We start from the raw sequence: 18947 nt of genomic DNA, 5'->3' as shown, positions 1-18947 counted from the left end.
GGGCATACCGCAGGAGGTTTTCCTGGCATTGCCTTTTATTGACGAGGTCCCTCAGGGTAATGTCGGCTTCTACGACGGGGTTCAGGCAACCTCCTAACCCAGAAACAGCCAGCAGGCCACAATGGCGAAGATCACCCCGGCGGCGTCGGCGGTCAGGGCGGCGGCCATGGCATGGCGGAGGCGGCGCACCTGCACGGCGCCGAAGTAGACCGCCATGACGTAGAAGGTGGTTTCGGTGGATCCCTGCAGCGTGGAGACCAGCACGCCGGTGTAGCTGTCCGGGCCGATAGCCGGGTCGTTGATGATGGATGCCAGGATGCCGTAGGCCCCGGAACCGCTCAAGGGACGCATCAGGGCCATGGGCAGGGCTTCTGCCGGCAGGCCGAACCGCCCGGTGACCGGCGCCAGGGCACCAACCAGCAGGTCAAGGGCCCCGCTGGCCCGCAGCATGCCCACTGCCACGAGGATGGCCACCAGATAGGGAATGATGCGCAGGGCCACCTGGAACCCTTCTTTGGCCCCATCCACGAATACCTCGTAGACCGGCACCCGTCGGACCGCTCCAAAGACCAGAAACCCCGCCATCAGGCCCGGCAGGATCCACGGGGAGAGGGCCTTGCCGAAAAGGATGGCCCCGGGAATCAGCGCCGCCAGGGAGGCCAGGGCCAGGATGCTCACCCAGATCGGGTAGGCCCCTTGCGCCGCTTCCAGTGTCGATATTTCATCCGGGCCGGTCGTATCGGTTTTCTCACCGGTGGCTGTTTGCTTTGCACCGGCCTGATGCTTTTCTCCCATGGGCGACAGGCGCTGGTAGAGTTTGGCGGCCAGGATGGCCACGCTGGTGGAGCCGATGGTGGCCAGCAGGGTGGTGGGCAGGATGATGGCCGGATCGGCGCTGCCTGCCGCCGCTCGCAGGGCGATGACACCGGTGGGCAGTAGGGTCACGCTAGAGGTGTTGATGGCCAGGAACAGGGCCATGGCATTGGTGGCCGTTCCCGGTTGTGCGTTCAGGCTTTCCAGTTCCTGCATGGCCCGGATGCCGAAGGGCGTGGCGGCGTTGCCCAGTCCCAGGGCGTTGGCCGACAGGTTGAGGATCATGGCCCCCATGGCCGGATGGTCGGCCGGCACGTCAGGGAAGAGCCGCACCATCAGCGGCCGGATCAAACGGGCCAAAATGACCAGCATCCCTCCTGCTTCGGCCACCTTCATCAGGCCCAGAAACAGGGTCATCACCCCAACCAGCCCGATGGCCAGCTCCACCGCACCGGCAGAAGATTCCACCATGGCGGTGGAGAGGGCCTGCATGGGTGAAGGCTGGCCCGGGGCCGGCCGGAAGCCGATTTGCATCCATCCGGCAAAGCAGACGGCACTGAGAACGATGATCAGGAAGATCCGGTTCACGCGTTCGGTCCCGCTTCTTCTTCTCCAGCCACCGGTTTGAGCAGGATGCGGGCGTCGACGATGCTCAGACCCTCGTGATGAACGATCACCGGGTTGAGGTCCATCTCCTGGATCTGGGGATAGGCCTCGACAATTTCCGAGCAGACCAAAAGCAGGCTGACCAGGGCCTTTTTGTCATAGGGCTTTTCACCCCGGGCGCCGTCCAGGATGGGGTGTGACTTGGTTTCGGCGATCATGCGCTGGGCCGATCGGCGGGAGATGGGCAACACGCGGAAAGCGACGTCCTTTAGAATTTCCACCATCACCCCGCCCAGGCCGTACATGATCACCGGGCCGAACTGGTCGTCGATCTTGGTGCCAATGATCACCTCGATGCCTTTGCCAACCATCGGAGAGATCAGTACCCCTTCGATGCGCGCGTCGGCCTTGTAGGCCTTGGCGTTGTCGATGATCTCCGTGAACGCCTTTTTGACCGGGTCTTTTCCGGACAGGTTGAGTTTGACGCCCTTGGCGTCGCTCTTGTGCAGGATGTCCGGGGAGGCGATTTTCAGGACCACCTTGCCGCCCATGGCGGCCGCCGCATCTGCCGCCGCATCTGCCGTGGTGGCCAGGGCGTCGGCGGTCACCGCCGCGCCGTGAAGCCGGAGCAGTCGCTTGGCTTCGGCCTCGAGCAGCGCGCTGCGGCCCGATTTATAGACACCGTCGATGAGCTGCTGGCCCTCGGGCTTGGCTTTGGCCCCCCAGTCGATCACAAAATTGGATTTGGCGTGGTAGCTTTTCAGATACTTCCCGTATTGGGCCAGCACGCCGATGCACTTGCAGGCCACATCCAGGCTGCCGTACACCGGCACGCCGTAGTAGCGCAGCAGGTCCAGGCTGTGAGGTTTTTCCGAGTTGTAGAGGCTGTGTACCACGATGGCCTTCTTGCGGCTTGCGACCATCTTGCCCATCTGGTGGGCCGCATCTTCTTCCATCAGGGCCAGGCTTTCGGCGAAGCGGATGCCGTAGCCGCCGAAAAGGCCCACGATCAGCAGGCCGCCCACATTGGGGTCGCCCAGGATGAGGTTGGCGCAGTCGGCGAAGACGGCCGGGTTGTCGTCGGTGCCGCCGGCCACGTCGATGGGGTTTCTCACCGAGGCTCCGCCGGGTAAAATGGCGCGCAGTTTGGCCTGGGTCTTCTCGTCGAGTTGCGGAATCTGTACGCCCAAATCGGTGAGGGTGTCGGCGGCGATGGTGGCGTGGCCGCCGCCGTCGGCCAGAATGGCGATCTGGTTGTTTTTGATCGGCGGCAGGCTGGAGAGGCTCTCGGCGGCCGGGAAGAGTTCGTCGGAATTTTCTATCACGATGATGCCGGCTCGCTCGAAGGCGCCCTTGGCCACTTCTGACATGCCGGCCAGGGCGCCGGTGTGGGAACCGGCGCTCTGCTTGCCGGTGGAGGACCGGCCGCTTTTTAGCAGGACGATCGGTTTGGTCTCGGTGGTCTTGTAGGCCTGCTGCAGGAACTTGCGGCCTTCGCGCATACCTTCCACATACATGAGAATGGCACGGGTGTCGGGGTCCTGCTGGAAGAATTCCAGGTACTCGTGGAAGCGGATGTCCGCTTCGTTGCCCACGCCCACGTAGTAGGTGAAGCCCTTGCGGCTCTGCAGCTTGGCTTCGGTGATCAGCGTCAGGGCCATGTTGCCGCTCTGGGTCAGCAGGGCGATGTCGCCTTTGGGCGAATTCTTCAGGCCCACCAGGTTGAGGTTGTCCTTGAGGTTGATCATACCCGAGGTGTTGGGGCCGATCAGGCGGATGTGATGCCGGCCGGCGACCTTCAATACCTCGCCCTCCAGCGACTTGCCCTTGGCGCCGGTCTCGCCGAATCCCGTGGCCAGGATGATGGCGCCCTTGACCCCCTTTTTACCGCAGTCTTCCAGGACCGCGGGAACGGTTCGGGCCGGAGTGGCGATGAGAGCTACGTCCACCTCTCCAGGGATTTCCGAGACGGCGGTATAGCACTTCAGGCCCATGATGCTCGGCTCCTTGGGATTGACCGGGTAGATGGCCCCTTCATAGCGTTCGTCCAAAAGGGTGCGAATGGTCTGATAGCCGCGCTTGGTGGGCACCTTGGATGCGCCCACGACGGCAACGCTGCGGGCATTTAAAACATGCTCGAGTCCCATGATATACTCCTTTGGCTTGACGGCTTCATAAAAAGCCCGATATCTGCGTTACGCTTCATCTCGTGCTTTTTTTTGAATCCTCCGATGTTGGTATGGTGCCACGTCAATAGAAGAAATTCGCCTCCGATATCCTGCGGAACAGGAGAAAATAAATGAAACCAGGTACGGAATCTAAAACGCCAATTCCATCATTCCTCAATTCGCAATTCCTCAATTCGTCTTACTTCTTGCGGTCTTCAAACTCCTGAAGCGATTCCTGGCGCTCCTTAGTGGAGACGCAGGCCAGGCAGGCCTCGACTTCGAAATCCATGAGTGCTTCCAGGCTGACTTCACCCTGGGCCATGTTGAGCCCCTTCTTGATCATCTTCAGGGAGAAGGCCGAGTTGGCGGCGATCTTGGCGGCCATTACCATGACGGTCTCCATTAGCTTGTCCGCCGGTACGGCACGATTGACCAGGCCGATGCGCTGGGCCTCCGCACCGTCGATGTACTCGCCGGTGAAGAGCAGCTCCCTGGCTTTTCCCGGGCCGATGAGGTTCTGCACCAGCCGGAAGGCGCCGCCGGTAACCGAGGAGGTCACTTTGGCCTCGGGGCTGCCGATCTTGGCCTCCTCGGCGGCGATGCGAATGTCGCAGGCCAGTGCCAGTTCATATCCGGAACCGATGGCAAAGCCGTTGACGGCGGCGATGGTCGGTTTTTCAAAGCGGATAATGGCCCGAGACACCTCCTGGAGGGACACCAGGTAATCCCGGTAGTCTTCGATGGAGCGGGTTTTGGATTCCTTGAGATCGGCGCCGGTGGAAAAGGCGCGCCCTTCACCGGTGACGACGACGACCTTGATCGCTTCGTCCGTCCGGGCATCCTCCAGGGCAACCTGCATGTCCAGCCAGAGTCGTTTGTTCATGGCGTTGAGAACCTTGGGGCGGTTGAGCCGGATGACGGCCACCCCGTCCTGCTTGTCGTAAATGACGCATTCCAATTCCATGGTTCCTCCTGTGGCGGGTGATAACAAAATGGGTGGAAAAATGCGGCCTCTCTTGGCCTAAATAATCGGGTGGGTCAAGATCATTATACCCGATCAGGCCAAATCTTCAAGGGCCTCACCCATCAGGCGGGCAATGGGCAGTCGCCTGGGGCATATCGCCTCTGCCGCCGAGTAGTCCGCCTGGATCATCTGCTGCCGGTCAGCCTCGGAAACGGCGGCGAAGCGTCGCCGGGCATCGTTCAGGTCGCCGTAGCTGCGGGCATACATGAGATAGCGCATGACGTCGCCCACGGGTATGTTTTCGGCGATGGCGCTTTGGCAGATCTGCGTGCAGCCGGCGCAATAGTGCGAGAATGTCTCCCGTGCATACCGTTCTAAATGCAGCCGGTCATTGTCGCTCAGTGTTGTGCGATCCACGGCTGCGGCGATGTTGGCCATGAGGATAGCCATGGTTGGCATCTGGGAGCAGATGGCCGAGATCTGAGGGTTCTCCCACACCGCCTTGAGCTTGGCCTGTTTGTCGGTAAACCCTTTTTTCAGGAAGCGGCCGGCCAGTTCCAGCTCCCGCGAAGTGGTGTCGTCCACGGCACCGCCGCCCTGGGTCTTCATGGCGGTGAGCCCGATGCCGGCGTCCACGCAGGCCTTCACCGCCGCCTTCATTTTCTCTTCGTGCATCAGCCGGTAATTGTAGGTCATCATGATGCCGTCGATCCAGTCCAGTCGGGCGGCATCCAGCAGGCATCGCTCCATGTTGGAATGGGTCGAAAAGCCGAAGAGGCGGATTTTGCCTTCGGCCTTCTGCTCGGCGGCCCACTCGCGCATGCCGCTGTCCATCGTGTCGGCGTCCCGGATGGCGTGAACGAAGAAGAGATCGACATAATCGGTATTCATGCGCTCCAGGGAGGTGGCCAGGTCACTGCTCATGCCCCGTCCGCTCCGGGAGGTGGATTTGGTGACCAAAAAGATCTTCTCCCGTTGTTCGGGATAGCTCTTGAAGTAATGGCCGATTCCCTCCTCGCTGCGTCCGCCGCTGTAAACATGGGCCGTGTCCCAGTAGGTGACCCCCCAGCGGATGGCCTGCTTGAGCAGGGTCTGGTTGGAGGGGATGTCGAACATGCCCCCCAGGGAGAGGATGGGAACCTGGATCCCGGACCTGCCGAAAGGCCGCGTGGGGACGCCCGTTACCTCGGCCGCGTGGACCGGTGTGGCGGCGTGTGCCCGGTCGCGCCCGGCAAGGGGTGCCAGGGCGGTGCCTATTCCGGCGATGCCGGCGGATTTTATAAAGGTTCGTCGGGAAATGCCATTTTGAATTTCTTTCATGGGATTACCTCGTTACTAGTGGTTTTAAAGGATGAACGTCCAGCATGGAACATCGAACGCCCAATCTCGAATGAGAACCGACAACACACACCGAACGGCAAACTGATCATTCCTTGGGAGAGTTTCCGAATACCCCTTTGGCCGCATTTTGCGTCCTCGGACGTCTGCCTTCAGACATCCGGCCTTTAAAGCAGCAGCCGGTGTCGCCGTTCGCGCGTCTCGTTCTCCGCGGTCACCCGGATGGCCCGGCGGCCCTTGACCGGGCATTCGTGCTCACAGACCCCGCAGCCGATGCACCGGGCCGGGTCCACATAGGGCAACTGCAGCCGCACCAGCAGGGTGACGCGGTCTGATCCTGCCATACTTGCCGTGAATGAGTGGCTATCGAGGGTAAGACCACCGGGCCCGATATCGGCAATTCTGGCGGGTGGTATCCCGGGATTGCCGTCGATGGACACGAAAAAGTCTCCGGTGGCAAACCGGTCGGAAGGCAGCGCCGGACCGTCGAATGTCAACCGGTCTGCCTTCAGGCTGCGAAGGCGCAAATCACCGTCCAGGCGAACCGGCCTGTATTCCTCACGGGTGAAGATCGCCTTGGGGCTCACCGGGCAGTTTTCCTGGCAGACGATGCAGGGGCGGTCCATGGCCCAGGGCAGGCAGCGTCCCCGGTCGACAAAGGCCATGCCGATGCGCATGGGGCCCCTGGATTCGAAGTCGCCTTTTCCCATACGTTCGTCGATGGTTATCGGCCGGATGGCGGCGGTGGGGCACAGGTTGCCGCAGGCGATGCAGCCGTGCTGGCAGCCGCTGGTGCCCATGCGAAAGTTCAGCACCGGGGTCCAGATGCCTTCCATTCCAGCCTGAAGACCGGCCGGGTGAATCACGTTGGTGGGGCAAACCCGCATGCACTGCCCGCACTTGATGCAGCGCTGGAGGAATTCCTCTTCCGGCAGGGACCCCGGTGGGCGGATGACGGCCGGGTTCCAGGCGTCTCCGGTCATGCCGGCCAGCCGCGCCAGGGGAACGGCAGCCGCCCCGGCGGCCAGGACGCTCACGAATTCTCTTTTGGAGATGTCCGGTACGGCAACTTCTCCCGCAGCCGATGGGTCAAGGCGATAGCCCATTACCCCGTGCCGGCAGTCCGCCAGGCAGTTCATGCACAATACGCACTCGGGGGTGCGGATGGCGGCCGACGGCTCGCATCCGCCCTCGCAGTGCCGGTCGCAGTCACCACAGGCGGTGCAGCCGTCGGCCTTCTGGCCCACCCGCCACAAGGCGTTTTTGCCCAGCACGCCGAACAGCGCCCCCAGCGGACAGACGAACCGGCAGTAGAAGCGCGGGATTGCCAGATTGAGAAAAACCGCCGCCCAGAAGACGGCACCGATGCCGAAGGCGCCCGGGTAGAGCCGGCTGGCCGCAGAGAGGGAGACCAGCCGCCCGTCCACCAGCGGCAGCAGGGTCAGGTTCACCGATCGGTAAAAGAGGGGGATGGGGTCCAGCAATCCGGTTTGCAGGGACGCGGCCAGCAACCGCGAGCCGTCGGTGAAGAGACTCAGGACCGTCCAGCCGATGGCCACCGCCGCAACACCGGCCACCCATCGAACACCGGAGATGGTTCGCAAGCGAAGCGCACCAATGCCAAGCATAAGCAATACAATCACAGTTGCCGCGGCCAGGTAGGGCGACTGGATGGGAACGCCCAGCAATCGTCGGACGAGGTCTCCGGCCGCTGCACCGAGCAGGAAGACGAGCAGGGCGTATTTGACACCCTGGCCGATACGGTGGCGGTTGGCCGCGGTCCTCCACGATGCCCGGCGGCCCAAATTCGCCAGCCAGCCCACGGCCTGGTGCAGGGCCCCGAAGGGGCAGATCCAGCCGCAGAAAAAACGGCCCAGCACGACGGTCAACACCACGGTTAAAAGACCCCACAGCAGGCCGGCGTATAGCATGCCGGTTGCCACCAGGGTGCCCAGACCCACCAGCGGGTCAAGCTGGATCAGCCAGTTCACCGGCCATCCGCGCAGCTGCCACCACCCTTCACCCAGGCTGGAGACAACGCAGAACCACAGGAAGAGCAGGAAAAAGAAGATCTGGCTGGTGCGTCTTGCGGTTACGATTCTCATAGCAAGTTCATGGCGGCTTCGTAAGAAACCCGATATCTGCGTTACGCTCATCCCTCGTCAGTTCGGCGTACTTCCTGTACGCCTCTCTCCTCGGGACTCGCAAGCCTTGATTTCCGGCTTCCTACGAAGCCTTCCGAAAGATAAGCAGTTGCTTATATGAAACTCAATTATCAGCCTGTCTGGATCTCCTTCAGTGCCAGTGAACGGTAATCGGCCGATCCGGCGCCGGCGGCTTCGGCCTTGGCGATGAAGGGCAGATCGGCCGCCGTGCGGCCCAGCAGTGCAGCGCCGGCGGCATCGGCGGCCACCGGGTCGGTGCTCACGATCAGGGTTCCGGTGGGTTTGAGGTCGGACAGCGATCCCCCGGTGGGTCCGTTGCTCATCATGGACTGCGTGCCGTCCAGCACCACCACCGTTGGTTTGATCATCATGGCCAGTTCCTGGATGATGGTGTGGACGTCCTGGTGAAAAATATTGCGCCGTCCGCCCAGCAGGCCGTACCAGTTTTTCAGGGTCATGGATGCCCCGCTGCGGTGGTGATCCTTCACCGGGGCCATGCCGATGATGCGGTCCACCCGGGCCAGGGGGGTATACAGAACCGGCCAGTCGCGGATCAGGCGCCCTTCGGCAAGGCTGAAGCGCCGGAACAGGGATTCGCGGGGGATCACCACCTCGGCACCGGCCGTGCGCGCCGCCGTATCGATACCGGTGAGGGCGAAGCAGGAGGCCGGATCATTGATGGGGTTGTCCGTCACGATTACCCGGGAGGCACCGGCGTCCAGGCACAGCCTTACCACGGCCGCCACCAGGTCCGGGTGTGAAGTGGCCCCCAATGCGGGCGGCGAGGCAAAGGCCGCGTTGACCTTGAGCAGAACGCGCTCGCCTGGTTTGACGAAGGCCTTCATGCCGCCTAATGCCTCGAATGCCTGGCGGACGCTGCCCGCTCTATCCATATCTTGGGCCGTTCCGCGGGCGATGCAAATCTTTCCGCTCATTTCGGCGATGGAGAAATCGGGGATTTTCACCGATTGGGTTGCCTCATCGGCCGGATCAGGAGCCTGCGGTTCGTAAAAGCCGATGCCCAGCGCGCCGGCGGCGGCAACGGAGAGGCCGGCGCGGGTGCAGCGCCCGAGAAATTGGCGGCGGTTGATGGGTGGTTCGGTCATGCTGGTGCCTATTGGTTTTCATCGAAATCGCTATTGCTATCGGTATCGCAATCGGATGTTGTCATTGTTCAGCAGGTGTAAATTTTTTTTTCGATCCCGATCCCGATCCCGATCCCGATTTCGGTTCGGTTTATTGCCCCAACCGTTCCAAATGGGCGGCCAACCGACCGGCCATGGTTTTGGCCGCTTCCAGGCCGCCGGCTTCGTGAACGCCGGCCAGGTAGGGCCCCCTGCTGAAGATGATTTCATAGGCGTCGAAAAACCGAATGACGGATGCGCCCTCGACGGGCAGGGGGGCTTCTACGGTGCTGGCACCATAGGATACCAGCGTTCGCCGGTATTCATCGGCCAGCGCGGATGCCGCTTCGGCGGTCTGACGGTCGGAGACAAAGGCGGTCAATCGGTCACCGTCGATCAGGTATTCAGCCGTGTAGATCCGGTCCAGCTGTTCGTATCCGAAGGCGTTGGCGCTGACCAACTGAAGACTTCCGGCCTGCAGGCCGCCTTCGGGAAAAAGGCCGCTGCCGGGTGCGTTTGCCGTCGGGGCGCCGCCGTGCGCCTGCACAAAGGCGCGGGCCAGTTGACCGATGGCCTGTTGCAGGGGCTCCGAGGCGTCTGCGCCGATGATTTCCAGGTAGAAGGGTTCGTGGGCCAGGAACAGGGCGTTTTCCGTGCGGTACGAATTGGGGCCGACGGCGGCGGTCCGGGCGCCTTCCCGGCGCTGCATGCTGAAAACGGAGAAGGCGTTTTCCGGCGTGCCCATGTCGTAAACGAATACCTCTGCCCAGGCCCCGGCGGCGTCCTCCATGCCGAACCGCTGGGTCTTCAGGGAAGCGAACCCGGAGGAGAGGTAGAGATCGGCGCGACCGTTGATCTTTTCATATAGCGTGTCGGGTCCGAAGTGCTCCGGAGGAGAAAAGGGGGCGATCCCGGATCCCGCGGTGTCGATCAGCGCCGGCAGACCCGATTCCGTCGGCTGTGCCTGGCTGTGTGATTCCGGACGGAGGGCGACCACCCCCGGATTGATCTGAAACTGGCGAAGGATCACGCCGGCGCCCACGATGGCAAGAACGGCCATGACCGCCATGGACAGGCGGGTTTCCATCTTTCCCGGTTTTTTTTTTGCAGCCGGTTTCATTGCCTTTACCGCCATGTGGGATGCATCCATGCAAAAACAGGCTTCAGCCATCAATAGAAATGTTCCCGGTTGGTTTGTCAACCGTTAAGCGGCAACATTGTGGGACGGCCAATGGTCGGATCAATGAATGGTCGGCTTGTCGTCGTCACCGTTGCCTTTACCGTTGATGACGGTGAACCCGGCGCGGCGTTTCTTCCGGCGGTACACATCACTTTTCCAGCGCCACCAGTCGGTGTCCAGCCATCGGACCGGGGCCCGGAAATAGAGCCAGGCCAGGCCGATGCCGCCCAGGTGGTAGGCGCCGTGGACGTTGGTCTGGGCCAGGAAGGTCAGCGCGGTGACGATGGCGGTGCCGTAGCTGATGTACTTGGCTTTGACCGGCAATACGAACATGAGCAGGATGGTGGACTCGGGCTGCAGCAGCCCGAAGACAATGATCAGTGCCAGCAGGCTCGGCATCATGCCGGCGCAGGGAACGCCAAAGGATGACAGGCCGCCGAAAATAAGGCCGCCTGCCGCTCCGCCCAGGGCAGCGATGATGTACAGGCGGATAAATCCTCGGGTCCCCAGGGCCGATTCGATGGTGCCGGCGAAAAAATAGAAGACCAGGCCATTGATCAGAAACCCGATAGGCGCCCCGGGGTCGTGGATGACCGGGTGGGTGAACATCTGCCAGATATGAAAATTCCCGCTTTTCAGCGGGCTGAGCGCCAGCCAGTGGTAGATCGGCAGTCCCAGCCATTGTTCGCCGATCAGTTCCAGGACGTAGACCGCCGCGTAGACGATCAGCATGCTTTTGCCGAGCGGTGTCAGTGAACTGCCGAATCCGATGGGTTGTCGATGCGCGTTGGAAAACATGATCGGGTATGCCTTTCTTTCAGCTTTCCCCTTCTTTATCAAAGGAAATGGTCAATGCATAGGCCCCGTCTTCGAAGCGGCTGCGGATCGGATAGTTTCCCTTTTCGAACACCTTGATCATGGCCTGGTTGGTGGCCAGCACGTCGGCGGTCATGCCCCGGGCTCCCCGCTGGCAGGCCAGGCGGGCCAGCATGCGATACAGGTAGGTGGCAATGCCCAGACCCTGGTACGCTTCGTCCACGACGAAGGCCACATCGACGTAAGGCTTGTCCTTGTGGCGGGCGAAGCGGGCTTCGGCGATGATCCGGCCCTGGCCCGGCGGCCCGACCAGACCCACCACCGAGAGCACATCCCGGTAGTCCACGTTGACGTAGGCCTGCATCCTGGCGTGGGGCATGGTTTTGACCGGCGTGAAATAGCGGTAGTAGATGGCTTTGTCCGAAAACCGGTAGAACAGGCGGCGCATCTCCTCTTCGTCGGAGGGTTTGATGGCACGGAAGCGAACCCGGGTGTCGTTCTTGAAGGTGTGCCACTCGCTTATTTCCGATGGATAGAGATGGGCGCTTTCCGCCAGGAAGATCTGGTCGGGGTAAATGATGTTTTCCGCCTTGGCCTTTTCGACCAGTTCCGGCCGGTCGTCGGGGTGGGCGATTTCGATGAGCGCCTGGGCCCGTTCCCGCAGGGTCCTGCCGGAAAGGGAGGCGATGCCGTATTCGGTGGCGATCATGTTGACCGAGTCGGGCAGGTTCAACTGGTTGGGCATCTCTTCGATGGAGATGCGCACGTTGTTTTCCCCCTTGAGGTTGCGGCTGGGCAGGGCGAAGATGGTGAACCCGCCCTCCGATATCTCCGCGCCGTTGAGAAAATCCATGGCCTGGCCCGGACCGGAGGTGACCTGACCCTTGCCGGCGTGCAGGGCGATGCGTCCGGACAGGTCCACTTTGCGGGCCGGGAAGATCGCCACGAATCTTGGGTTGCGGCCGATTTCCATGGGGGTGAAGACCTTGTCGATGCTCTGAAATTCAACCAGGGGGTTGCGGTCCAGCCAGCGCATCAGTTCGGGGGAGCCCATGGCGTAGCAGGTGAGCGATTTGCCGCGGAAGGTTTTTTTGCGCCGGTTGGAGACTGCGCCGCTTTTGACCAGGGTCATGACCGCGTCGGTGATAAAGGGGGTGTGGATGCCCAGGTCTTTCTTGCCGGCCAGGTGCCGGGGCAGGGCGTCGAACAGGGGGCCGAAGGTGAACCCCAGGCAGCTGCCGTCTTCGATCACCGAGGCCACGTTGGCCGCCACGCGGTCATAGACCTCATCCACCGGCCAGCAGGAAAAAAGCGGTGCCGGTTCTGTGCCTTCCACCAGCAGGTCAAAATCATCCACGGATACGAAGGTGTCTCCATAGGTTCGGGGAATGCCGGCGCTGATTTCCCCGATGACCACCGACGCCTGGGCCATGACCTGGCGCCCCACATCCACGGCGATGCCCAGCGAGCAGAGCCCGTCGGCATCCGGCGGGGTGACCTGGATCAGGGCCACATCAATGGGCAGCTGCCGGCTTTTGATCAGCCACGGAATGGCGGAGAAGCGACTGGGGATCAGATCTACGCGCCCGGCCGTGATGGCCTCACTGGCCACCCAGCCGGAGAAGAAGGTTTTCAGCCGGTACTTGTTGGTGCGAAGCTCTTCCAGAGAGATGGCATCCCCGAAGCTGAGGATCTGGATCAGGGTAAGGTCCTGAAGGTTCGAGGCATCGGATGCCATGAGGCGCTTGACCAGGGTGCGGGGTTCAGCGGCACCGGTACCCAGGAAAATGTTCATTCCCGGTTCGATGCGCTCCAGCGCCTGATCAGGCGTCGCCCGCTTTTTGGGCCAATCGGTGGTCGATGAAGCGGTCATAATTTCTCCGTGGCGTATGGACAACGGCAAGCTGATTTCTATCTGTTTCCAGATGTGAATAAAGGATCCGAGGATTCTAAAGTTCAAGGGGTTGAGGGGGTGGTTGCCTTGCGATTTTATCGAAACGTCAGGCTTTCCTTGAAGACCGGAGCCACCCGGCCTCGGGCCAGTGTAACTGTTGGGCTTTCTGCTTGACCCCTCGAATCCTCGACCCCTTTAACCCTTTAAATCTAACCATCAACCTAGAGAAAACAATCGACGTCTCAATCATCGGGTGCTATGAGACCTCCAGTCAGTTGTTAACCGTCAAATGATCAGTCACAAAAGGAAATCATCGTCATGAAATACGATTTTGACCGGGAGATCAACCGCAAAGACACCCAGTCCGCCAAATGGGGCGTCATCCAGGACCCCGACAACCCGTCGCGCTGGCATGCCACCAACGACTATTATGGTGAAGACCGGGTTCTGCCCCTGTGGGTGGCGGACATGGATTTTCCTGCTCCCCAGCCGGTGGTGGATGCCCTGGTCCGGCGCGCCCGGCACGGTATCTACGGTTACACGATCCGGACGGCGGACCACGACCGGGCCGTGGTAGACTGGATGAAACGACGCCATGGCTGGGAGATCGAACCCGGCTGGATCGTGTCCACCCCCGGGGTGGTGCCGGCGGTCAATTTTCTTGTGCGGTCATTCACCCGACCGGGTGAGAAAGTGCTGGTCCAGCGTCCGGTGTATTATCCTTTTTTCAATGCCATTGAAAACAACGGCGCCGAAATTGTTTCCAGTAGCCTGATCCTCGACCGGGACCGCTACGAAATGGATTTTGACGACTTCGAAAAAAAGGCGGCCGATCCGGCGGCCACGCTCTTTGTCCTGTGCAGCCCCCACAACCCGGTGGGCCGCGTGTGGACCCGTGAAGAGCTGACCCGCGTCGGGGAGATCTGCCTGAAGCACGGCGTGCTGGTGGTTGCCGACGAGATCCATGCCGACCTGGTTTACAAGGGGATCACCTTCACACCTTTTGCCGATATCAGCCAGGAGATGGCCCGCAACACGGTGGTCTGCACGGCCCCCAGCAAAACCTTCAACCTGGCCGGCCTGCACACCTCCAACATCATCATCTCCAACGACAGATTGAGACACCGCTTCCAGCAGACGCTCAACAGCTGCGGCATGGGCAAGTGGGCGTCTCCATTCGGCGTGCTGGCCTGCGAGACCGCCTATCGGGAGGGCGAGCCATGGCTTGAACAGGTGATGGCGTATATCGAAGGCAACCTGAACTACCTTCAGGGGTTCATCGACAAGCATATCCCAGGCATCCGGGTCATCCGGCCCGAAGGAACCTACCTGGTGTGGCTGGACTGCCGGGAACTGGGCCTGGACAAGTGGGCGCTCAAGCAATTGATGCTGGGAAAAGCGCGGATTTTTATGGACGAAGGGTTTATTTTCGGCCCCGAAGGTGACGGGTTCGAGCGCATCAACATCGCCTGCCCGCGATCGATCCTGCAAGACGCCCTGGCGCGCATCCGGCGGGCGGTAGGCGGGGCGTAAAATGTTGTCCTGCCCGCCCCAAGGACTGCGCCCATGCACGGTTCCCTGCCGGTCCATTTCATGCCGATTCAACGCCGCTATTGACCGATGATATGGGTTTTTAGCTGCTTGTAGGCGTAGCCGATTGCACCGACGGTAAAGACCAGCGCGGTGGCGGTGGACAGGATCAGGATTGAATGCGCCGCCTGCTGGCCCAGCAATAGAATCAACACCGTGCCGTAGACAAACCGGAACAAGAAAAAGAAAAGCCGGAAAAACATCAAGGCCATCATGGGCGCCGCCAGGCACCAGAAGAGAACCTTGATCAGGGTTTTTTGACTGTTGGGTGGTTTTGAAGCGGTCATCGCGCTGCCGCCTTGGCCCAGCGTAACAGCACCGTGAAATATAGCGGTCGCTTGTCCAATCGGTCAACCCTGCCGGTTGAACATCACAAAGCCTGCCAGGATCAGGGCCATGCCCGCCAGGTGGAAGGATTTCAGAGACTCTCCCAGGAAGATGATGGCCAGTATGGCTGCAAAGGCGGGGATCAGGTTGATGAACAGGCCGGTGCGGTTGGCGCCGATGACGGCCACCCCGCGGTTCCAGCAAAAATAGGCCACGATGGATGGAAAGAGGGCCACGTAGCCGATGCTGCCGATCACGCCGGGCGTGGGTGCGAACGTCCCCACGGCCGATATTTCCCACAGGTAAAGCGGCAGCAGTCCCAGGCATCCGAGACCGAAGGTGTAAGTCAGAAAACTCATGGGGTGCATGTTCGGCCGCTTGGGCAAAAGGGCCGAGTAGAGCGCATAAAGGACCACCGCCACGATCATCAGCAGGTCTCCCTGCGCCAGGGCCAGGTCGACCATTGCCTGCCAACGGCCCTTGAGCACTACGACTCCGGCTCCGATGACGCACAGCACCACGCCGGCGGCCTGAATCCCGGAGATCCGCTCCCCGTATAGAATCAGGGAAATGACGATGATGACTGCCGGCATGGTGGTCTGGATCAGGGCACCGTTGATGGCCGTCGTGGTGTGCATGGCGGTGTAGAGCAGGGTGTTGAAGATGGTGACCCCGAACAGGGCCAGCAGCACCAGTATCTTCCATCCGGCCAGGGCCGCTTTCCAGTCGCGTTTGACATAGGGCCAGGTCAGGGGCAGGAGAAGCGCAAAGGCCACCATCCATCGCCAGAAGGCCAGGGAGACCGGAGGAATCAACTCGGCAACCCCCTTGGCCAGCACGATATTGCCTGCCCAGCAAAGGGGTGCCACGGCCACCATGAGAAACGCGGGAAGGGTCGATTGAGGAGTTGCGTTCATGCGGGTTGAAGGTCTCCGTTGAACCGCGATAGCGAGTGCATTCCCCGTGGCTTGCGGCGGGGTTAGCGAGCGAACCAAAAAAATCGATTTCATCCTTACGGTGCCGCGAAGCACTGCCGTTACAGGCACAACATTCCACGCGGCTTGCCGCGGGGAGGGTTCAATTCGGGATGCGGAGCGTCGTCAGGTGATGTTCGGTAAGGCTTACGCCGTTGTACCGGAACCCACCGGCTTTTGCAAGGCGGACGGCGATGACGGGTCACCCCGGCCCTGCGGCTGGATCGTCTATCCTTCGTCGCAACCCGGGGGCATGGCGGCCTGCGGCTTTTTTCACCGGCCTTGCCGGGCGTCCATGCCGGCTGTCGCTCATGCGCACCGGCCAGGGGAAGCGCTTCGGCCTGCCGGTGAAGTGCGTTGACACCGACTTCGGTTTGCGTCATAACACCGGGAACAGCCATCCACGCAACAACCAGCCACGACAGACAAGGGAGGAACTACCATGAAGCAGGGCAAATGTCCCAAATGCGGGTCAGTGAACATTTATTCGGCCGAAGACCTTCCCCTGAAAAGCGGGCCGTTCGGCAGCAACTCCATTCCCATCAGCCTGACGGCCATGGCCGCCCTGGACAACTATGTGTGCGTGGACTGCGGCCTGGTGGAAAGCTACGTGGCCGAGGAATACATGCTGAAGAAAATATCCCAGAAATGGAAGCCGGTGAATGAAACGGCAGATGAAAAAGATTGATTTTTCGACCCCGCCAGCCAACCCTTTTCCAGAAATAATGTCAAAAAGGTAATCCGATGCCGTTTCCCTTTTCCAGCAGTCGCATCAGCGGCATTCGCCATTTCGGGCTGATCTCGCGCGTGCTCATCAAACACGGCATGGGTGAAGTGACAGACCGGCTGAGGGGCAAGACCGGCAGCAAGATCAAAACCGGCCTTCCCGATCCGGTGCGCATTCGTCGCACACTAGAGGAACTGGGACCCAGCTTCATCAAGCTGGGCCAGCTCATGAGCACGCGTGCCGACCTTTTTCCCCCTGAATATATCGATGAATTCTCCAAACTGCAGGACCAGGTCCCACCGGTACCCTTCGATGGCATCCGCCGGTTGATCGAGACCGAGCTGGGGCAACCGCCGGATCAGCTTTTCAAAAGCATTGACGAGACGGCAATGGCCGCCGCATCCGTGGCCCAGGTGCACACCGCCCGCTTGAAAACCGGTGAAAAGGTGGCCGTCAAGGTAATCCGGCCGGGAATCGAGAAGCGCATCCGCAAAGACATCCAGCTCATGTACTACTTCGCCGCCCGGTTCGAGCGACGCTTCGATCTGGGCCGCATCGTCGGCGCGGTCAACCTGGTCAAAGAGTTCGAACGCACCATTTTCCGGGAGCTGGACATGCTCATCGAGGCCGGCAACATCGAGCGCTTCACCCGCAGCTTCAAGGACATCGATGAGATATACATTCCCAAGGTGCATTGGGACCTCACAGCCAAGTCGGTGCTGGTGATGGAGCACATCGAGGGGATCAAGATGGACCGCGTCGACGAGATCCGGCGCCACGGCATCGACCCCCAGGAAGTGGCCATGATCGGCCTGCGGTCCTTTTCACGTCAGCTCATGGCTGCCGGCATCTTCCACGCCGATCCTCACCCGGGCAACACCCTCGTCATGCACGACGGCCGGGTGAGCCTGGTGGATTTCGGCATCGTCGGTTACCTGGACGAAGAGACCATGATGCAGATCGCCCACCTGTTCCTGGGGTTCGCCGAGCACGACTACGACATGGTCATGGAGGCCTTCGAGGCCGCCGGCCTGGTGGATCCCCGGACCATGGATCTGAACAGCTTTAGAATGGACCTCAAGGACATGGCCGAGCCCTTTTACGGGCGATCGCTGAAGACCATTTCGGTCAAGGATGTCTACTACCAGACCATGCGGCTGGTCTACAAATACCGCATCCGACTGCCCCGCAACCTGCTCCTGCTTTTCAAGACCTTCATCCAGACCGAAGCCCTGGGCAAGATCCTGGGCTCCGAGGCAAGCCTGCTGGAGGTGACCCGACCCTACGCCAAGCGGCTGTTACAACAGGGCTACGAAGCCCACAAGGTGTTCAAGAACGTTGGCCGGGACACCAAGCTGTTCGGCGGCTACCTGCGCCAGATGCCTCACCTGGCCCACGGTCTGTTCAAACGGCTGGCCACGGAAACACCCAAGTTCGAGATCGCCCACACCGGCCTCGAGGAGACGTCCAGAAAGCTCGAAAAGGGCATCAACCGGCTCACCCTGGGGCTGGTGACCGCCGCCTCGCTGATCGCTGCCTCCCTGATTCTCAATTCCACCAGCAAGGTGCTGCTCTTCGAGGTCGACTTTTTCGGTGTGCAGACCCTTTCCGTCACCGATTTGCTGGGATTCACCGGCTATATCATTGCCACGTTCCTGGGCCTGTGGCTGGTTTTTTCGATTGTTCGGTCGGGTAAACTCTGAACCACCCGGAAGGATATCGAGAACGGCCGCTTTCCTGCAAGCTGGTCACCCCGTGCCACGAAGCGGACCGATGCGGTATCCTATCCGATGAGATAAACTTATAAAGCGGGCCTGCCCATGCTGCTGAACCGAAAAAAAGTGATGATCGTCGACCCGTCGCCGATTTTTTGCCGTGAACTGAAAGCGGCCATCCAGACGCATGAAACCCTGGTGGACGTCACCGGCGCCGATACCATCGACGGCGCGGAAGACGCCTTGAGGAATCAGCAGGTGGATGTCGTTTTTCTCGATATCGGGTTTCCACAGGAGCAGGTCGTCCGGTTGATCGACGCCATCGATGGCGCGGCCGGGGGGATTCGCCTGGTGGTGCTGGCCGGTCGTGATTCAGCGGCCGCCCAGGCGGCCGGGCTGCGTGACAGGGCGGACGGTTTTCTTCCCAAGGAGCAGGCGGTTGGCTTGCGTCTGGCCGATATGATCCATGAAATGGTCCGGCGTGGATGAACGCCCGGTGTTCAGGCAGACGCACCGCTTTTTGCGAACCGGGTAAAGACCGAACCC

The 18947-nt window shown here is 61.1% G+C and carries 15 protein-coding genes; 4 read left to right on the top strand and 11 right to left on the bottom strand.

Translation table 11 applies throughout. From position 1 onward, the window contains the following. Positions 1 to 93 precede the first annotated feature (93 nt). The 9 genes from ACZCED_RS05135 to ACZCED_RS05095 all read right to left on the bottom strand — a co-directional run bounded on the left by ACZCED_RS05135 (position 94) and on the right by ACZCED_RS05095 (position 13047). Positions 94 to 1401, bottom strand: coding sequence for a nucleoside recognition domain-containing protein (locus ACZCED_RS05135; protein WP_462972140.1), 1308 nt, complete (start codon positions 1399 to 1401; stop codon positions 94 to 96). Beyond that, on the bottom strand, positions 1398 to 3566 hold the full coding sequence (locus ACZCED_RS05130; RefSeq protein ID WP_464860346.1) for an acetate--CoA ligase family protein: 2169 nt from the start codon (positions 3564 to 3566) through the stop codon (positions 1398 to 1400). The genes ACZCED_RS05135 and ACZCED_RS05130 overlap by 4 nt, the downstream gene beginning before the upstream one ends. Before the next feature lie 220 nt (positions 3567 to 3786). Then, complete coding sequence (locus tag ACZCED_RS05125) at positions 3787 to 4551, bottom strand: enoyl-CoA hydratase/isomerase family protein (protein ID WP_462970615.1); 765 nt, start codon at positions 4549 to 4551, stop codon at positions 3787 to 3789. A gap of 93 nt (positions 4552 to 4644) precedes the next feature. After that, entirely contained in the window at positions 4645 to 5871 is a 1227-nt protein-coding gene (locus ACZCED_RS05120; protein ID WP_462970614.1) for an aldo/keto reductase, read from the bottom strand. Positions 5872 to 6056: 185 nt separating this feature from the next. Continuing rightward, the gene (locus tag ACZCED_RS05115; protein WP_464860345.1) at positions 6057 to 7994 is read right to left on the bottom strand and encodes a 4Fe-4S binding protein; all 1938 of its coding nucleotides are present in this window, start codon (positions 7992 to 7994) and stop codon (positions 6057 to 6059) included. 170 nt (positions 7995 to 8164) lie between these two features. Continuing rightward, the gene (locus tag ACZCED_RS05110) at positions 8165 to 9160 is read right to left on the bottom strand and encodes a DUF362 domain-containing protein (protein WP_462970612.1); all 996 of its coding nucleotides are present in this window, start codon (positions 9158 to 9160) and stop codon (positions 8165 to 8167) included. A 130-nt stretch (positions 9161 to 9290) separates the two neighbouring features. Then, positions 9291 to 10313 (bottom strand): DUF6599 family protein, encoded by a 1023-nt coding sequence (locus tag ACZCED_RS05105; RefSeq protein WP_464860344.1) that lies wholly within the window; start codon positions 10311 to 10313, stop codon positions 9291 to 9293. Between the two features lie 105 nt (positions 10314 to 10418). Next, on the bottom strand, positions 10419 to 11156 hold the full coding sequence (locus ACZCED_RS05100) for a rhomboid family intramembrane serine protease (RefSeq protein WP_462970610.1): 738 nt from the start codon (positions 11154 to 11156) through the stop codon (positions 10419 to 10421). 19 nt (positions 11157 to 11175) lie between these two features. After that, positions 11176 to 13047, bottom strand: a complete 1872-nt coding sequence (locus tag ACZCED_RS05095) for a GNAT family N-acetyltransferase (protein WP_462970609.1) — start codon at positions 13045 to 13047, stop codon at positions 11176 to 11178. A gap of 339 nt (positions 13048 to 13386) precedes the next feature. Here ACZCED_RS05095 and ACZCED_RS05090 point away from each other — a divergent pair, with 339 nt between their 5' ends. Further along, a complete protein-coding gene (locus ACZCED_RS05090; protein WP_462970608.1) occupies positions 13387 to 14601 on the top strand; it encodes a MalY/PatB family protein in 1215 nt (404 codons plus the stop codon). A gap of 77 nt (positions 14602 to 14678) precedes the next feature. Here the strand turns inward: ACZCED_RS05090 and ACZCED_RS05085 are convergent, their stop codons facing one another. Together ACZCED_RS05085 and ACZCED_RS05080 are read right to left on the bottom strand one after the other, a co-directional pair. Further along, positions 14679 to 14945, bottom strand: coding sequence for a hypothetical protein (locus ACZCED_RS05085; RefSeq protein ID WP_462970607.1), 267 nt, complete (start codon positions 14943 to 14945; stop codon positions 14679 to 14681). Positions 14946 to 15008: 63 nt separating this feature from the next. Further along, complete coding sequence (locus ACZCED_RS05080; protein WP_464860343.1) at positions 15009 to 15902, bottom strand: DMT family transporter; 894 nt, start codon at positions 15900 to 15902, stop codon at positions 15009 to 15011. A gap of 499 nt (positions 15903 to 16401) precedes the next feature. Between ACZCED_RS05080 and ACZCED_RS05075 the strand changes: the two genes are divergently transcribed. The 3 genes from ACZCED_RS05075 (at position 16402) to ACZCED_RS05065 (ending at position 18890) form a co-directional block, all read left to right on the top strand. Then, on the top strand, positions 16402 to 16647 hold the full coding sequence (locus ACZCED_RS05075) for a hypothetical protein (RefSeq protein WP_462970605.1): 246 nt from the start codon (positions 16402 to 16404) through the stop codon (positions 16645 to 16647). 56 nt (positions 16648 to 16703) lie between these two features. Continuing rightward, entirely contained in the window at positions 16704 to 18389 is a 1686-nt protein-coding gene (locus tag ACZCED_RS05070; RefSeq protein ID WP_464860342.1) for an ABC1 kinase family protein, read from the top strand. 117 nt (positions 18390 to 18506) lie between these two features. Continuing rightward, positions 18507 to 18890, top strand: coding sequence for a response regulator (locus ACZCED_RS05065; RefSeq protein WP_464860341.1), 384 nt, complete (start codon positions 18507 to 18509; stop codon positions 18888 to 18890). The last annotated feature ends 57 nt before the right edge of the window (positions 18891 to 18947 follow it).

The organism is Desulfosarcina sp., from assembly GCF_055467485.1.
The sequence above is the reverse complement of the archived record's forward strand: the minus strand, read 5'-3'. Positions and strand labels throughout refer to the sequence as shown.

What these genes read in the sequence shown, in the direction of transcription:
- ACZCED_RS05130 (WP_464860346.1), bottom strand. Translation starts at nt 3,566, where the DNA reads ATGGGACTCGAGCATGTTTTAAATGCCCGCAGCGTTGCCGTCGTGGGC.
- ACZCED_RS05125 (WP_462970615.1), bottom strand. Translation starts at nt 4,551, where the DNA reads ATGGAATTGGAATGCGTCATTTACGACAAGCAGGACGGGGTGGCCGTC.
- ACZCED_RS05120 (WP_462970614.1), bottom strand. Translation starts at nt 5,871, where the DNA reads ATGAAAGAAATTCAAAATGGCATTTCCCGACGAACCTTTATAAAATCC.
- ACZCED_RS05115 (WP_464860345.1), bottom strand. Translation starts at nt 7,994, where the DNA reads ATGAGAATCGTAACCGCAAGACGCACCAGCCAGATCTTCTTTTTCCTG.
- ACZCED_RS05110 (WP_462970612.1), bottom strand. Translation starts at nt 9,160, where the DNA reads ATGACCGAACCACCCATCAACCGCCGCCAATTTCTCGGGCGCTGCACC.
- ACZCED_RS05105 (WP_464860344.1), bottom strand. Translation starts at nt 10,313, where the DNA reads ATGGCGGTAAAGGCAATGAAACCGGCTGCAAAAAAAAAACCGGGAAAG.
- ACZCED_RS05100 (WP_462970610.1), bottom strand. Translation starts at nt 11,156, where the DNA reads ATGTTTTCCAACGCGCATCGACAACCCATCGGATTCGGCAGTTCACTG.
- ACZCED_RS05095 (WP_462970609.1), bottom strand. Translation starts at nt 13,047, where the DNA reads ATGACCGCTTCATCGACCACCGATTGGCCCAAAAAGCGGGCGACGCCT.
- ACZCED_RS05090 (WP_462970608.1), top strand. Translation starts at nt 13,387, where the DNA reads ATGAAATACGATTTTGACCGGGAGATCAACCGCAAAGACACCCAGTCC.
- ACZCED_RS05085 (WP_462970607.1), bottom strand. Translation starts at nt 14,945, where the DNA reads ATGACCGCTTCAAAACCACCCAACAGTCAAAAAACCCTGATCAAGGTT.
- ACZCED_RS05080 (WP_464860343.1), bottom strand. Translation starts at nt 15,902, where the DNA reads ATGAACGCAACTCCTCAATCGACCCTTCCCGCGTTTCTCATGGTGGCC.
- ACZCED_RS05075 (WP_462970605.1), top strand. Translation starts at nt 16,402, where the DNA reads ATGAAGCAGGGCAAATGTCCCAAATGCGGGTCAGTGAACATTTATTCG.
- ACZCED_RS05070 (WP_464860342.1), top strand. Translation starts at nt 16,704, where the DNA reads ATGCCGTTTCCCTTTTCCAGCAGTCGCATCAGCGGCATTCGCCATTTC.
- ACZCED_RS05065 (WP_464860341.1), top strand. Translation starts at nt 18,507, where the DNA reads ATGCTGCTGAACCGAAAAAAAGTGATGATCGTCGACCCGTCGCCGATT.